We start from the raw sequence: 14,010 nt of genomic DNA on the forward strand, positions 1-14,010 counted from the left end.
TACAGTCGTAAGCGTGGTATATCAACCTCGAGCATCAAGCCATCAACAGCACCTCATGGGTAGGTTCCATTCCAACAGGACAGCGTTGGCGAAATGCGCCGGCTGTTCGCCATTTCTGCAGGGTTTCTTGGCGCGGGAGCCTCAGCGGCATCCGGGATTCCGACCGCTACGCTATGGACCCGTGATTTCAAGGCGTCAGGCGTGCAGTCGCCTTGGATCAAACTGCAGACCGACTATTGGGCCGGCCCACATCTAAATGCCGGATTCCGCGAGCCAGGGCCGGATGACGGCGATGTCTTCCACGCCTATTCCGTGGCCGGTATCGAGGTCGGCTTCCTCGAAATCGGCTCCGCTGGCCCTGAGCGCCGTCTTCAGTTCCGGTGCGTGTTTGCCGTAGGGATCGTCCTTGCCGGTGAGCATCAGCACTCTTGTGCCGGCGAGGTCCGGTTCCGGCGCGCTTTCGAGCGCCGCCATTGCGCGCATCATCACGGCGTTCCTGACGATGCCGGGGTGGAGAAGCAGCACGGCGGCGAGCAGGTTGGCGCCGTTGGAGTAGCCGATGAACACGGTCTTCTCCGGGTCGAGGCCGTAGCTCTCGCGCGCGCCCTCCACGAAGGCGGCAAAGGCTTCCGCTTCCGAGCGAATATCCTGCTGGTCGAATTTCGTCATCGAGAAGCGCCGGAACCAGCGCGGGAAGCCTTCCTCGGCGCTGCGGCCGCGCACGCCCAGGAGAGTCGCATGCGGATCGAGCTGATGGCCGAAGGGCAGCATATCGATTTCGTTGCCGCCGCTGCCGTGCAGCAGCACGAAGGTGCGATCGTTCGCCTTCTCCGGGCGGTGGAACCGATGGATGAAAGGAAGGTCGCGCTGCGGCACCCTGGGTTCGCCGGGCAGCGCAAATTGCGGCAGCCTGACCAGCGTTGCCGTGGGGTCGCTCGCCAGATGCGGGGGCAGGAACAGCGTCGTGCCGAGAGCATCCGGAGCTTCGTCGACGGTAAAGCCGGGCCCGTCCGTAGCGAGCTCGCAGAGCGCACCGCCAGGCTCGCGTACATAGAGCGAGAAGAAATATTTCCGGTCATGCGCATTGGTGGCGCCGGCGTGCTCCTGCTCGAGATCGGCTCTCACCGCAAGCACGGTCGCCTCATCCGGGGCGCGGAAGGCGATGTGGTCGATCGTGCCGGTGCCGGGGGCGGCACTCCAGAAGCCGCCGGCATCGCGGACATCGATCACGTCCCCGGACGAGGAAGTGAGGCGGCGGATGCTCTCCGTCGCTCCCGTCTCGGTGTAGCCGAAGTGGTTTTGAAGGAAGTGCGCCGTGTCCTTGGGTTTTTCCGTGAGCACCGTTGCGCCGCGTAAGCGGCGGATGGAGTCCGTTTCGGGGATGTCCCGGCCCGCCCAGGGCGCGGGCTCCGCAAGCGCGTTCGTTCCCACCAGCTTGACGATCACGCCGTCCGGATCCTTCAGACGCAGGACCGGTTCGCCGAATTCCTGCGAAGGGCCGGTCGCCTGGATATTGAACTTCAGCGCTCGCGTCATCCAGTAGCCGATGCTTTCGGGCGGAATGGCGAAGGCGATCTCGCTCGGCTGGCCGTAGCCGACCCGGCCCGGAGAGCCGTCCTCCCAGACCAGGAAACTCACGAGAGAGCCCGGCGAGCCCGCGGCGTCGCCGTAGAAGAGATGCAACTGATTGGGATCTTCGTAGCCGCCGGTCCGCTTGACGAGGTGCAGCCCCAGGAAGCCGACATAGAAATCGACATTGGCCTGTACCTTGCGGGCGATCAGGGTGATGTGATGAATGCCGCTCGTCACGGTTTGGTCCTCCCTGCCGTCGTCCCGGCGAGAAACGACTGGAAGGCCTCGCCGTAGTCCGGGTGCCAGCGTGAAAGCGGCGGCCGGTTCTCGACGATGTCTCCCGCTGCCCAAAGGATCCGCTTTTCATCCGTCGGACGCGCGACCTCGTTGTCGGGGCAAAGGATATAGAAGTCGCCGCGGGCAAGGCCCTCCATCATGAAGTCCACCGTCTGTTCCGGCGTCCAGGCGCCGGCCGGCTTTTCCGTGCGTCCTTGCGCGGTGAGGGACGTGTAGACGAAACCGGGGATCAGCAGATGCGCATTGACCTTGCAGTCCTCGGTATTGCGCAGTTCGTGCTGCAGGGCCTCGGTGAAGACCTTCACGCCCGCTTTCGAAAGGTTATAGGCGGGATCGCCGGGCGGCGTGGTGATGCCCTGTTTCGAACCCGTGTTGATGATGAGCGCCGGCTGCCCGTGGGCAATCATGGCCGGGGCAAAGATGCGCGAACCGTTGATGACGCCCCAGAGATTGACGCCGATCACCGCTTCCCAATTTTCGAGCGGGCCGAAGAGGGAACTGCCTGGCTGGACGCCGGCATTGTTCATCAGCACATGGACGTGGCCGAAGCGCTCGCGCGTCGCGCGCGCCAGGGCCACGAGGTCGTCCGCCAGCGACACGTCGGTCTCGATCGCAGCGACATCGCCGGAACCGCCCGGAGCCGCCTTCGCTACCTCGGCTGCCGCTGCCTGCAACTTCTCACCGCCGAGATCCGCGAGCACGACCTTCATTCCGAGGCTGGCGAAGCGCCGTGCCGAGGCAAGGCCGATGCCCGAGGCGGCGCCGGTCACGACGGCGACGTTGTTCTTGTCGATAGCGGAGTAGGACAACATGGGCTTCAATCCTGCTAGATCATGTTCATGAATTCAGGTCGGTCCCCAGCCTAAGGCACGGACCTGATCGACTCCAATATGTCAGAGCGGGATGCGGGCGGAAACCGCGCGCGTTCTTCCAATCCGCTCCAACAACGGGTAGAGGCAGACATAGGGTCTGGCCGCGGGCAAGTCCATGATGCGAGGCGGTGTTCACCAGCTTTCGTCTTCGACCTTGTCGTTCTTTTGCGCCATGCTACCTTGTGAAGTCCGCCCCCATCCGCTCCGGTCCGCCGGGCCTCGAGATACTTCATGATAACCGAAGGAAAATTCACCAAAGGCACGCCCTGCAGGGACTGTCCCTTGCGCCCGCTTCCGCTGTTCCGCCCGTTCAAGGCGGAAGAACTTGCATTCGTCTCCCACTTCAAGATAGGCGAACTCGCCTTCGGCGCGAGCGCGACGATACTCGCAGAAGGGGAGCAAAGCGAACATCTCTTCACGGTACTTTCCGGATGGGGCTTTCGCTACAAGATGCTCGATGACGGCCGGCGACAGATCCTGAACTATGTGATGCCGGGCGATATCGTCGGGCTGCAAGGCACTCTCATGGGCGAGATGCAGCATTCGATCGAGGCGCTTTCGCCGGTCGTTCTCTGCGTCTTCCAGCGTGACAGGCTCGCAGAATTGTACAGGGAGCACCCCGACCTCGCCTATGACCTGACCTGGATCGCAGCGCGCGAGGAGCGGATGCTGGATGAGAATCTGCTGAGCATCGGCCGCCGCTCCGCTGTGGAGCGGGCAGCCTACCTCATCGCCTTTCTCTACCAGAGGGCCGCCACGCTGGAACTCTTCAGCAGCGGTTGGAGCGTTATTCCCGTCACGCAGCAACATGTTGCCGACACGCTCGGCCTCTCGATCGTCCACACCAACAAGACGCTGAAGAAGCTGGCCGCCAGGGGTCTCCTGCGCTGGGCCGAGAAGGGCTGCGACGTCCACGACATCGACGGCTTGCTTGCGCTTGCAGGCTGGGACGGATTGAGCGAGCCGAAGCGGCCGCTGATTTGATGCGAAGCTTCATGCGTCAAATTACGTACAACATGTCTTTTTTAAATGCGCCCGGCCTACCGGGTGTTCTATTAGCCGCTTCTTTGAGGTCTCGAAAATCGAGGAGACCGAGGATGCAGATATAATGCCAGTCAGTCAGGTTCCGCCGGCCATCAAGTCAGTCCTCGTCCTCGAGGATAATTTCCTTATCGCACTGGACATGGAGGAGATGCTCGTCGCTCTCGGGGTGACGAGCGTCGACGTCGCTACCACCAAGTCAAAGGCGATGGAACTCATCGCGGATCATACGTACGATTTCGCAATTCTCGACATCAACCTGGGGGATGACACGAGCTTTGCCGTTGCCGATGCGCTGATGGCACGGGGCATCAGCTTCGGCTTCACCAGCGGCTACGGGGAACTGTTGGCGCTGCCCAGCCATCTTCGCGATGTCCCGAGGATCGACAAACCCTTCAGCGAGGGAACGCTCGGCAGCCTCATCGCCACGGCCGCCCCTTCGAGAGACATGTGACCGCGGTTGCGGGTCACGCCTTGCCGCGCGAGATGAACCAGGGATTGGCGAAGTCGCTGTCATCCGATTGATTGCGCTTGCCGTAGCCAAGCGGATTGCCCGCCATCGTCAGTGTTTCACCGCCTGCCGACCTTAGGATCGCGTCGCCCGCCGCGGTGTCCCACTCCATCGTCCGGCTGAAGCGCGGATAGATGTCCGCAATGCCTTCGGCCAGCAGGCAAAACTTCAGCGATGAGCCGACGGCCTCATGATCGCTGATGCCCTGATCGGTGAGGAAGGAGATCGTCTCGGGGCTGTTGTGCCAGCGGCTGGTAAGCGCCATCGGCCGGTCGCCGCAACGGCGGCAGCCGATGGTGGTCCATTCGCCCGTGACCTGTCCATCCTCGACCACCGCCTTCTTCGCCATGCCGGCGGCCGCCGAATAGATGAGGCCGAGAGCCGGTGCATAGACGACACCGACGACGGGTGCACCGTTTTCTACGAGCCCGATATTCACGGTGAAATGGCTGTTGCGTTCGACGAATTCCTTCGTGCCGTCCAGCGGGTCGACGAGGAAGAACCGCTTTCCGGCGATATCGGGAACGCGACCTGCGGCGACCTCCTCCTCCGCGACGATCGGAATATCCGGAAAGGCGGCCGCCAGATCGGCAAGGATGATCCGCTCGGCACGATGGTCCGCATCGGTCACGGGCGAGGCGTCAGCCTTGTAGGTGACAGCCGGACCGGCACGGTAAATTTCCAGGATGGCTTGTCCGGCGGCGAGTGCCGATGTTTCCAGTATGTCCAGCATTGCTTCCTGTTCTTGCGGTCGAGGCGATTCGCTTTGGAGCGCCTCGCCTCTTATCAGACGGGCAACGGCCACTGTAGCACTTGAATTGCTGCGCGGGTCACTTGCCGCGGCGGGCCCGGGGCTTCCCACCAAAGTAACGCGCCTCGCTTCATTGCCGCTTTCAGCCCTTTGCTGCCGAAGTTGGCTATTTCGCAAGCGAATGCTGCTGAAATTTTCATTTTTCTGGCTCCAAAAGTGTCAAATCGATTTTATCGCGGAACAATTTGGTGGTGGCGCATTTTTTAGCTTTCATTTTCATTTGAAAGCGGTATGAAATCGGGCTTAGAGCATGCTCGAAAACGAGTATTAAAAAACAAGAGATCGGACCGACAGGATCCGGTCCAGGGGAAGATTGATGGAGTATTTTGTCCAGCAGCTCGTCAACGGGCTGACGCTTGGGTCTATTTATGGTATGATCGCGATCGGTTATACCATGGTCTACGGCATCATCGGCATGATCAACTTCGCCCACGGCGATATTTTCATGCTTGGCGGCTTTGCCGCATTGATCGTCTTCTTGCTTCTCACGACATTTATTGCCGGCGTGCCGGTTGTACTGGCGCTTTTGATCATGATGGTCGTCGGTATGCTGACGGCTGCGCTTTGGAACTGGACCATCGAGCGCGTGGCCTATCGCCCGCTTCGCGGCTCCTTCCGTCTGGCGCCGCTGATCACGGCGATCGGCATGTCGATCGTGCTGTCGAACTTCATTCAGGTGACGCAGGGTCCGCGGAACAAGCCGATCCCGCCGCTGGTCTCCTCGGTCTATGACCTGTTCGGCATCTCGGTTTCGCTGAAGCAGATCATCATCGTCGTCATCACGGCAATCCTGCTTTCGGTCTTCTGGTACATCGTCAACCGAACTCCGCTCGGACGAGCCCAGCGTGCGACCGAACAGGACCGCAAGATGGCAGCCTTGCTCGGTGTCGATGTCGATCGGACAATCTCGGTGACCTTCATCATGGGAGCCGCACTCGCCGCCGTCGCCGGGACGATGTACCTGATGTATTACGGCGTGGTCGTGTTCACCGACGGTTTCGCTCCGGGTGTCAAGGCGTTTACCGCTGCCGTTCTCGGTGGGATCGGTTCGCTGCCCGGCGCCGTGCTCGGCGGCTTGCTGATCGGTCTCATCGAGTCGCTGTGGTCCGCCTACTTCACCATCGACTACAAGGATGTCGCGACCTTCTCGATTCTCGCGATCGTCCTGATCTTCAAGCCGTCGGGTATTCTCGGACGACCGGAAGTCGAGAAGGTATAGTTCCATGGCAAATGTCGCATCCACAACCGCAAGCGCCGGCAGCGAGCTGACGGCGCGGGCGCTCCGCGAGGCTGTCTTTGCGGGCCTCATCACGCTCGGCATGTTCGTGCTCTTCGTCGGCCTCAAGACCGACCAGAACATCCGCAACGAGCTCATCCTCACGCAGCGCTGGGGCCTGCTCGCGACCTTCGTGGCCATCGCCATGGTCGGCCGCTTCCTCATGGTCGCCTATGTCCAGCCGCGGCTGGCGCAGCGCAAGGCGGCGAAGGCGGCCGCGCCCGATGTGGTGAAGGAGGAGACGTTCTTCAGCCGCAACTGGTCGAAGATCGCGGTCATCCTGCTGCTGATCTACCCACCGGTGATCGTCGCGCTCGTGGGCGTCCAGGGATCGCTGAAATGGGTCGACAATTTCGGCATTCAGATCCTCATCTACGTGATGCTTGCCTGGGGCCTCAACATCGTCGTCGGTCTCGCCGGACTGCTCGACCTCGGCTATGTGGCCTTCTATGCCGTCGGCGCCTATTCCTACGCGCTGCTCTCCAGCTATTTCGGCCTGTCCTTCTGGGTGCTGCTGCCGATTGCCGGCCTTCTCGCCGCCTGCTGGGGCGTCGTCCTCGGCTTTCCGGTGCTGCGTCTCAGGGGCGATTACCTCGCCATCGTGACGCTCGCTTTCGGCGAGATCATCCGCCTCGTGCTGATCAATTGGACAGAGGTCACGAAAGGCACGTTCGGCGTTTCCGGCATCGCCAAGGCGACGCTCTTCGGTATCAAGTTCGATGCTACGAAGGACGGCTTCGCGGCAATGATGGGCCTGCCGATGTCTTCGGCCTATTACAAGATCTTCCTGTTCTATCTGATCCTCGGTCTCGCCCTGTTGACGGCCTTCGTCACGATCCGGCTGCGCCGGATGCCGATCGGCCGCGCCTGGGAGGCGTTGCGGGAAGACGAGATCGCCTGCCGGTCCCTCGGTATCAACACCGTCACCACAAAGCTGACGGCGTTTGCGACGGGGGCGATGTTCGGCGGCTTTGCCGGTTCGTTCTTCGCCGTGCGTCAGGGCTTCGTCTCGCCGGAATCCTTCGTCTTCCTGGAATCCGCCGTTATCCTCGCCATCGTGGTTCTCGGCGGCATGGGCTCGCTGACGGGCATCGCCATCGCCGCCGTCGTCATGATCGGCGGCACGGAAATCCTGCGTGAACTGACCTTCCTCAAGATGATCTTCGGACCGACCTTCACGCCGGAACTCTATCGCATGCTGATCTTCGGCCTCGCCATGGTCGTCGTCATGGTCTGGAAGCCGCGCGGCTTCGTCGGATCACGCGAGCCGACCGCGTTCCTGCGCGAACGCAGGGCAATCTCCGGCAGCTTCACCAAAGAGGGGCACGGCTGATGGCCTTTGGGACCGACACCATGACAAAAGACCCCATCCTCAAGGTTGAACGCCTGTCGATGCGCTTCGGCGGTCTCATGGCCATCAACGACTTCTCCTTCGAGGCGGAGCGCGGCGAGATTACCGCGCTGATCGGTCCGAACGGAGCGGGCAAGACGACGGTGTTCAACTGCATCACCGGTTTCTACAAACCGACGATGGGCATGATCACCATGCGGCAGAAGTCGGGCGCCGAATTCCTTCTGGAACGGCTGCCGGATTTCGAGATCACCAAAAAGGCCAAGGTGGCTCGGACCTTCCAGAACATCCGCATGTTCTCGGGCCTGACGGTGCTCGAAAATCTGCTCGTTGCCCAGCACAACAAGCTGATGCGGGCATCCGGCTATACCATTCTCGGCCTGTTCGGCTTCCCGGCCTATCGCGAGGCATCCAGGGAATCGATCGAGCTCGCCAGGCACTGGCTCGAAAAGGCATCGCTGACCGAGCGGGCCGACGATCCGGCCGGCGACCTGCCCTATGGCGCTCAGCGGCGGCTCGAGATCGCCCGCGCAATGTGTACCGGGCCGGAGCTTCTCTGCCTGGACGAGCCCGCGGCGGGTCTCAATCCGCGTGAATCGCTCGCCCTCAATGCGCTGCTGCAGGAGATCCGCCGCGATACCGGCACCTCCATCCTGTTGATCGAGCACGATATGTCCGTGGTGATGGAAATATCGGATCACGTCGTCGTGCTCGAATACGGTCAGAAGATTTCCGACGGCAACCCGGACTTCGTGAAGAACGATCCAAGGGTCATTGCGGCCTATCTGGGTGTCGAGGATGAAGAGGTTGAAGAGGTGATCGGAGAAATCGAGGAAATCGAGGGCGAGCGTGGGGGGCCCGGGCAATGACTGCGCCCCTGCTGCATGTGAGAAGCGTCGAGACCTATTACGGCAACATCCGCGCGCTGAACGGCGTCGACATGGAGGTCCATCGCGGCGAGATCGTTGCGCTGATCGGCGCCAATGGCGCCGGGAAATCGACGCTCATGATGACGATCTGCGGCAGCCCGCAGGCGCGCACCGGCTCGGTTCACTTCGACGGCCAGGACATCACGCGTCTGCCGACCCATGAGATCGCGCGTCTGAGGATTGCCCAGTCGCCGGAAGGGCGCCGGATTTTCCCGCGCATGACGGTGCTCGAGAACCTCCAGATGGGTGCGAGCCTCGACAATCTGAAGCACTTCAAGGAAGACGTCGAAAAGGTCTTCACGCTTTTCCCGCGGCTCAAGGAGCGGCAGGCGCAGCGTGGGGGTACGCTTTCGGGAGGCGAGCAGCAGATGCTGTCGATCGGCCGTGCGCTGATGGCCCGTCCGAAGCTCCTGCTGCTCGACGAGCCGTCGCTCGGGCTTGCGCCGCTGATCGTCAAGGGCATCTTCGAAGCGATCAAGGTGCTCAACAAGAACGAGGGACTCACCGTGTTCCTCGTCGAGCAGAACGCCTTCGGAGCGCTCAAGCTCTCCGATCGAGGCTATGTAATGGTCAACGGCCGTGTGACGATGAGCGGGTCGGGCAAGGACCTCCTCGCCAATCCGGAGGTTCGCGCGGCCTATCTCGAAGGCGGCCGCCATTGATCCGCCGCGTCTGGAGTTGAGTGAGATGCAGGGAATTCTCTACGAAGAAGCCTCGATCTGGCAGTTTTTATTCATCACCTGCGTTCTCGGGGGCTGGACGGCGTGGCGGACTGGCAAGAGCGTCGCGGAAAGCTGGGGTGGCGTTCCGCGGCTCGTGATTTATGTCGCGCTTTTGGGCTGGGGCATCCGCTTCATCCATCATGCGCTTTTCAACGGGACGATGTTCACCCTGCAATACTATATCGTGGACACGCTCGTCCTTTTGTTGTTTGCTACCGCTGGTTTCCGTTACTATCGGACCAAGCAAATGGCCAGCATGTACTATTGGCTTTATGAAAAAACCTCGCCTTTCTCCTGGAAGGCAAAATAAGGGAACAGCGCGTGCCGGTCCGCGCGGCCGGTGCGAAAGAACACCGGCGCAATGATGGTGGGCATTGCGCAGGCTTATGAAACGAGACCCGCTCGAATAATTGGGAGTAACAAGATGAAAAAGTCTCTTCTGTCGGCCGTTGCGCTGACAGCAATGGTCGCCTTCAGCGGCACCGCGTGGGCTGACATCCTGGTCGGTGTCGGTGGTCCGTTGACTGGTCCGAACGCCGCCTTCGGCGCGCAGCTCCAGAAAGGTGCAGAACAGGCGGCCGAGGACATCAATGCTGCAGGTGGCATCAATGGGGAACAGATCAAGGTCGTACTCGGCGACGACGTTTCGGATCCCAAGCAGGGTGTTTCCGTCGCCCAGAAATTCGTGGCCGATGGCGTGAAATTCGTCGTTGGTCACTTCAACTCGGGCGTCTCGATTCCCGCATCGGAAATCTATGCGGAAAACGGCATCCTGCAGGTGACGCCAGCCTCGACCAACCCGCAGTTCACCGAACGCGGCCTGTGGAACACCTTCCGCACCTGCGGCCGTGACGACCAGCAGGGCGCCGTTGCGGGCGCCTATATCGCGGCCAATTTCAAGGACGCGAAGGTCGCCGTCATTCACGACAAGACCCCCTATGGTCAGGGCCTTGCCGACGAAACCAAGAAGTCGATGAACGAAGCCGGCGTCACCGAGGCGCTCTATGAAGGCATCAACACCGGCGACAAGGACTTCTCCGCACTTATCGCCAAGATGAAGCAGGCTGGTGTCTCGATCGTCTATTACGGCGGTCTGCACACGGAAGCCGGCCTGATCATGCGTCAGATGAAGGACCAGGGCCTGAAGGCGACGATGATGTCGGGCGACGGCATCGTCTCGAACGAACTGGCCTCGATTGCCGGCGATGCGGTCGACGGCACGCTGATGACCTTCGCACCGGACCCGCGCAAGAGCCCGGCCGCCAAGGACCTCGTCGAGAAGTTCCGCGCCGCCGGCTTCGAGCCTGAAGCCTACACGCTCTATGCCTATGCGGCCCTTCAAGTGATCGCAGAAGGCGCCAAGGCCGCCGGCAACACCGATCCGCAGGCGGTCGCCGAAGCCATCAAGGCCAAGGGCCCGTTCAAGACGGCAATCGGCGAGCTCGGCTTTGACGAAAAGGGCGACATCACCCGCCCGGACTACGTCATGTACACCTGGAAGAAGGGTGACGACGGCAAGTTCAGCTACTTCCAGAACGAATAGTTCTTTTTCATAGGCAATCTGGAAGGCCCGGCGGCATACGCCGGGCCTTCTGCTGTTTGGAGCCAGCGAGATTGCTTGGAAGAGCAAATCGGACGATCAGAAGGGTCTAAGTGTTAGAGCGGGCTGAGGAAAAGTGTGTGCGGTTTTCCGGCCGCATCCCGCGTCTCGACTTCTTGGAATAGATCACGGCCATGTAGGTCGACCCGACCTAGGTAACTCCCGTGGTTCGATAGGACTGTTTGTGAACCACTCTGGTTTGTCAAGGTTCCATTCGAGAGCCGACGCTTCCTGTTCAATGACGCACTTTATCGCAGCAGCGACGCCCGGAGAGCCGCGATTTCTCGTTTCAGCCGGGCGACCTCTGCCGGCTCCATTCCCGTCGCATCGGCAATGCCGATCGGAACGCGGCTTGCTTTTTCCCTGAGCGCGCGGCCGGTCTCGGTCAGTCGCACACGCACTTGCCGCTCATCGGCCTTGTCGCGGGTCCGCAAAATGTAGCCCATGGCTTCCAGCCGCTTCAGCATGGGAGTGAGGGTGCTCGACTCCAGGAACAGCTTCTCGCCCAGACTGCCGACGGTCTGGTCGTCCTTTTCCCAAAGAGCAACCATCACGAGGTATTGCGGGTAGGTCAGGTCGAGCTCGTCGAGGAGCGGCTTGTAGACACGCGTGAAGGCGTGATTTGCGGAGTAGATCGCAAAGCACAGGAAGTTGTCGAGCTTCATGAGTTCCTCCGAGGAGGGGAGGTTTGTCTTCGCCATCGCTTCGGTCCCGGTTGTCGTGCCCACTAAAATAAATCGTTCGCGATATAATCGCAAGGTATTGACACCGGACGGAGCGCACGATAAATATCGCACACGATTTAATCGCTTTCGATATAAAATTGCGTTAGCGGTTGGATCGTGAATTTTGACCGGATTTCAGGGAAAGGAGCATTTCCAATGACCAAGTCTCAGGTGAAGACAACCACGAACGACGTCTCCCGCAGAGAAATTCTGGCAGGCGCAATCGGCGCCGCCACCGCCACCGCCACCGCCGCGGCCGCTCTCTCGGCCGCCAGCCCGGCCGTCGCCGGGGGTGCTGAGCCGCCCGCCGGTGCGGCGACCCCTGGAGCAACCGGCAGCAGGATCATCACGCGTGATGGCGTCGAGATCTATTATAAGGACTGGGGTCCGAAGGGCGGACCTGTGGTCATCCTCAGCCATGGCTGGCCGCTTTCGTCGGATAGCTGGGAGGCACAGGCCTTCTATCTCGCCAATAACGGCTTTCGGGTCGTCACCCATGACCGCCGCGGCCACGGCCGTTCGAGCCAGCCATGGGACGGCAACGACATGGACCATTATGCCGACGATCTCGCCGATCTGATCGAAACGCTGGACCTCAAGGATATCTTCCTTGCCGGCTTCTCGACCGGCGGCGGCGAAGTCGCCCGTTATATCGGACGCCACGGCACGGCCCGCGTCGCCAAGGCAGGACTAATCTCGGCAGTGCCGCCCTTGATGGTCAAGACCGACGACAACCCCGGCGGTCTGCCAAAGGAGGTGTTCGATGGCCTGCAGGCCGCCAGCCTCGCCGATCGCTCGCAGCTTTACCGGGACATCGCCTCGGGCCCGTTCTTCGGCTTCAACCGGCCCGGCGCGAAACCTTCGCAGGGCATGATCGACAGTTTCTGGCTGCAGGGCATGACGGCCGGTCACAAGAACGCCTATGACTCCATCGTCGCCTTTTCGCAGACGGATTTCACGGAGGACTTGAAGAAGTTCGATGTGCCGACGCTCATCATCCATGGCGACGATGACCAGGTCGTGCCCATCGATGCGGCCGCGCGTGCCTCCAAGAAGCTGGTCCCTCAGGCCGAGCTGAAGGTTTATCCGGGTGCTCCGCACGGCATCACGGATACCCACAAGGACCAGCTCAACAAGGACCTGCTCGACTTCGCAAGGTCCTGAGACAGCGGGATTGCTGCAGGCAAAGCAGCTGAAAAGGGCACCGCCGGGTGCCCTTTTTGTATCTGACCGGCTACCCATCGGCTCGATTTCATGCACTATCCGGAAGGATTCCGGGAGACAAATGATGACCGCCAAGCCGCGCATTCTTATCACTCGCCGCTGGCCGCAGGCCGTGGAGCGGGTTTTGGCCGAAAGGTTCGATACAGTCCTCAACGAGGAGGACCGGCCGCTCGACAGGAGCGCGCTCGCAGACGCCTTGCGTAATTTCGATGCGGTGCTGCCGACCGTCTCGGACCGGCTGCCGGCCGATGTTTTCACGGGCGGAGGTCTTCGCACCCGGATCCTCGGCAATTTCGGCGTAGGCTACAATCACATCGACGCCGGAGCTGCCAAGGAAGCCGGCATCGTGGTGACGAATACGCCCGGCGTTCTGACCGATTGCACTGCTGATCTCGCCGTATCGCTGCTGCTCGCCGCCGCGCGCCGGACCGGCGAAGGCGAGCGGCAGGTGAGGGCGGGCGCGTGGGACGGGTGGCGGCCGACCCACATGATCGGAACGAAGGTGACGGGCAAGACGCTCGGCATCATCGGCTTCGGGCGCATCGGAAAAGCCATGGCGAAGCGCTGCCATTTCGGCTTCGACATGGACATCGTCTTCTACAACCGCTCCAGGGTAGCGCCGGAGGAAGCGGCGCGCTTCGGGGCCCGCCAGCTCGATACGGTCGAGGACGTGCTCAGGGCAGCGGACTTCGTGTCGCTGCATTGCCCGGGCGGCGGCGAGAACCGGCATTTGATCAACGCGGCGCGCCTTGCGGCAATGAAGCCGGCCGCCTATCTCATCAACACGTCGCGGGGCGATGTCGTGGACGAGGCGGCATTGATCGCGGCCCTTGAGAAGGGCGTGATCCGCGGCGCCGGGCTCGATGTCTACGAGGCGGAGCCTGACGTTCCCACGCGCCTGCGTGCGCTCGAAAACGTCGTGCTGCTGCCGCATCTCGGCAGTGCCACGGAGGAGACGCGCACGGTAATGGGGATGAAGGTCGTCGACAACATCACGGCGTTCTTCGCGGGCCTGCAGCCGCCGGACCGGGTGGCGTGATCTCGGCACTTCGGCAACGCGGTTCGGGCGAAGACCCGTC

The 14,010-nt window shown here is 61.6% G+C and carries 15 protein-coding genes; 11 read left to right on the forward strand and 4 right to left on the reverse strand.

What is annotated here, in order from left to right; genetic code table 11:
- Positions 1-252 precede the first annotated feature (252 nt).
- Positions 253-1,809: a VOC family protein gene (locus JOH52_RS10800; protein WP_010969972.1), complete on the reverse strand. Its 1,557-nt coding sequence runs from the start codon at positions 1,807-1,809 to the stop codon at positions 253-255.
- Positions 1,806-2,681, reverse strand: coding sequence for an SDR family NAD(P)-dependent oxidoreductase (locus tag JOH52_RS10805; RefSeq protein ID WP_003525644.1), 876 nt, complete (start codon positions 2,679-2,681; stop codon positions 1,806-1,808). The genes JOH52_RS10800 and JOH52_RS10805 overlap by 4 nt, the downstream gene beginning before the upstream one ends.
- 291 nt (positions 2,682-2,972) lie before the next feature.
- Here JOH52_RS10805 and JOH52_RS10810 point away from each other — a divergent pair, with 291 nt between their 5' ends.
- A complete protein-coding gene (locus JOH52_RS10810) occupies positions 2,973-3,725 on the forward strand; it encodes a Crp/Fnr family transcriptional regulator (RefSeq protein ID WP_003525643.1) in 753 nt (250 codons plus the stop codon).
- Between the two features lie 124 nt (positions 3,726-3,849).
- Positions 3,850-4,236 (forward strand): response regulator, encoded by a 387-nt coding sequence (locus tag JOH52_RS10815; protein WP_003525641.1) that lies wholly within the window; start codon positions 3,850-3,852, stop codon positions 4,234-4,236.
- Positions 4,237-4,249: 13 nt separating this feature from the next.
- On the opposite strand, the gene cysQ is transcribed toward JOH52_RS10815, so the two are convergent.
- The gene (gene cysQ, locus JOH52_RS10820) at positions 4,250-5,026 is read right to left on the reverse strand and encodes a 3'(2'),5'-bisphosphate nucleotidase CysQ (RefSeq protein ID WP_010969970.1); all 777 of its coding nucleotides are present in this window, start codon (positions 5,024-5,026) and stop codon (positions 4,250-4,252) included.
- Between cysQ and JOH52_RS10825 the strand changes: the two genes are divergently transcribed.
- The 7 genes from JOH52_RS10825 to JOH52_RS10855 all read left to right on the forward strand — a co-directional run bounded on the left by JOH52_RS10825 (position 5,016) and on the right by JOH52_RS10855 (position 10,925).
- Complete coding sequence (locus JOH52_RS10825) at positions 5,016-5,339, forward strand: hypothetical protein (protein ID WP_127508838.1); 324 nt, start codon at positions 5,016-5,018, stop codon at positions 5,337-5,339. The two genes, cysQ and JOH52_RS10825, sit on opposite strands and share 11 nt — an antisense overlap.
- Before the next feature lie 81 nt (positions 5,340-5,420).
- Positions 5,421-6,323: a branched-chain amino acid ABC transporter permease gene (locus tag JOH52_RS10830; protein ID WP_003525638.1), complete on the forward strand. Its 903-nt coding sequence runs from the start codon at positions 5,421-5,423 to the stop codon at positions 6,321-6,323.
- Between the two features lie 4 nt (positions 6,324-6,327).
- Positions 6,328-7,713 carry a high-affinity branched-chain amino acid ABC transporter permease LivM gene (gene livM / locus JOH52_RS10835; protein ID WP_010969969.1) on the forward strand — a complete coding sequence of 462 codons (1,386 nt, stop codon included), beginning with the start codon at positions 6,328-6,330 and terminating at the stop codon, positions 7,711-7,713.
- Positions 7,713-8,600: an ABC transporter ATP-binding protein gene (locus JOH52_RS10840; protein WP_003525635.1), complete on the forward strand. Its 888-nt coding sequence runs from the start codon at positions 7,713-7,715 to the stop codon at positions 8,598-8,600. The genes livM and JOH52_RS10840 overlap by 1 nt, the downstream gene beginning before the upstream one ends.
- Positions 8,597-9,322 (forward strand): ABC transporter ATP-binding protein, encoded by a 726-nt coding sequence (locus tag JOH52_RS10845; RefSeq protein ID WP_003525634.1) that lies wholly within the window; start codon positions 8,597-8,599, stop codon positions 9,320-9,322. The genes JOH52_RS10840 and JOH52_RS10845 overlap by 4 nt, the downstream gene beginning before the upstream one ends.
- A 25-nt stretch (positions 9,323-9,347) precedes the next feature.
- Positions 9,348-9,692: a DUF6867 family protein gene (locus JOH52_RS10850; RefSeq protein WP_003525632.1), complete on the forward strand. Its 345-nt coding sequence runs from the start codon at positions 9,348-9,350 to the stop codon at positions 9,690-9,692.
- Between the two features lie 114 nt (positions 9,693-9,806).
- Positions 9,807-10,925 carry a branched-chain amino acid ABC transporter substrate-binding protein gene (locus JOH52_RS10855; RefSeq protein WP_003525631.1) on the forward strand — a complete coding sequence of 373 codons (1,119 nt, stop codon included), beginning with the start codon at positions 9,807-9,809 and terminating at the stop codon, positions 10,923-10,925.
- A gap of 305 nt (positions 10,926-11,230) precedes the next feature.
- On the opposite strand, the gene JOH52_RS10860 is transcribed toward JOH52_RS10855, so the two are convergent.
- Positions 11,231-11,683, reverse strand: a complete 453-nt coding sequence (locus JOH52_RS10860) for a MarR family winged helix-turn-helix transcriptional regulator (RefSeq protein WP_013844779.1) — start codon at positions 11,681-11,683, stop codon at positions 11,231-11,233.
- Positions 11,684-11,863: 180 nt separating this feature from the next.
- Here JOH52_RS10860 and JOH52_RS10865 point away from each other — a divergent pair, with 180 nt between their 5' ends.
- Together JOH52_RS10865 and JOH52_RS10870 are read left to right on the forward strand one after the other, a co-directional pair.
- Positions 11,864-12,871 (forward strand): alpha/beta fold hydrolase, encoded by a 1,008-nt coding sequence (locus JOH52_RS10865; protein ID WP_107010527.1) that lies wholly within the window; start codon positions 11,864-11,866, stop codon positions 12,869-12,871.
- Between the two features lie 121 nt (positions 12,872-12,992).
- Positions 12,993-13,970, forward strand: a complete 978-nt coding sequence (locus JOH52_RS10870; protein ID WP_014529848.1) for a 2-hydroxyacid dehydrogenase — start codon at positions 12,993-12,995, stop codon at positions 13,968-13,970.
- Positions 13,971-14,010: the final 40 nt, after the last annotated feature.

The sequence above is a fragment of the Sinorhizobium meliloti genome (genome assembly GCF_017876815.1).
GTDB lineage: Bacteria > Pseudomonadota > Alphaproteobacteria > Rhizobiales > Rhizobiaceae > Sinorhizobium > Sinorhizobium meliloti.

Excerpts from the sequence above, each read along its gene's own strand:
- JOH52_RS10850 (WP_003525632.1), top strand. The coding sequence starts at position 9,348 with ATGCAGGGAATTCTCTACGAAGAAGCCTCGATCTGGCAGTTTTTATTC.
- JOH52_RS10805 (WP_003525644.1), bottom strand. The coding sequence starts at position 2,681 with ATGTTGTCCTACTCCGCTATCGACAAGAACAACGTCGCCGTCGTGACC.
- livM (WP_010969969.1), top strand. The coding sequence starts at position 6,328 with ATGGCAAATGTCGCATCCACAACCGCAAGCGCCGGCAGCGAGCTGACG.
- JOH52_RS10855 (WP_003525631.1), top strand. The coding sequence starts at position 9,807 with ATGAAAAAGTCTCTTCTGTCGGCCGTTGCGCTGACAGCAATGGTCGCC.
- JOH52_RS10825 (WP_127508838.1), top strand. The coding sequence starts at position 5,016 with ATGTCCAGCATTGCTTCCTGTTCTTGCGGTCGAGGCGATTCGCTTTGG.
- JOH52_RS10830 (WP_003525638.1), top strand. The coding sequence starts at position 5,421 with ATGGAGTATTTTGTCCAGCAGCTCGTCAACGGGCTGACGCTTGGGTCT.
- JOH52_RS10840 (WP_003525635.1), top strand. The coding sequence starts at position 7,713 with ATGGCCTTTGGGACCGACACCATGACAAAAGACCCCATCCTCAAGGTT.
- cysQ (WP_010969970.1), bottom strand. The coding sequence starts at position 5,026 with ATGCTGGACATACTGGAAACATCGGCACTCGCCGCCGGACAAGCCATC.
- JOH52_RS10865 (WP_107010527.1), top strand. The coding sequence starts at position 11,864 with ATGACCAAGTCTCAGGTGAAGACAACCACGAACGACGTCTCCCGCAGA.
- JOH52_RS10815 (WP_003525641.1), top strand. The coding sequence starts at position 3,850 with ATGCCAGTCAGTCAGGTTCCGCCGGCCATCAAGTCAGTCCTCGTCCTC.
- JOH52_RS10860 (WP_013844779.1), bottom strand. The coding sequence starts at position 11,683 with ATGGCGAAGACAAACCTCCCCTCCTCGGAGGAACTCATGAAGCTCGAC.
- JOH52_RS10810 (WP_003525643.1), top strand. The coding sequence starts at position 2,973 with ATGATAACCGAAGGAAAATTCACCAAAGGCACGCCCTGCAGGGACTGT.
- JOH52_RS10845 (WP_003525634.1), top strand. The coding sequence starts at position 8,597 with ATGACTGCGCCCCTGCTGCATGTGAGAAGCGTCGAGACCTATTACGGC.
- JOH52_RS10870 (WP_014529848.1), top strand. The coding sequence starts at position 12,993 with ATGATGACCGCCAAGCCGCGCATTCTTATCACTCGCCGCTGGCCGCAG.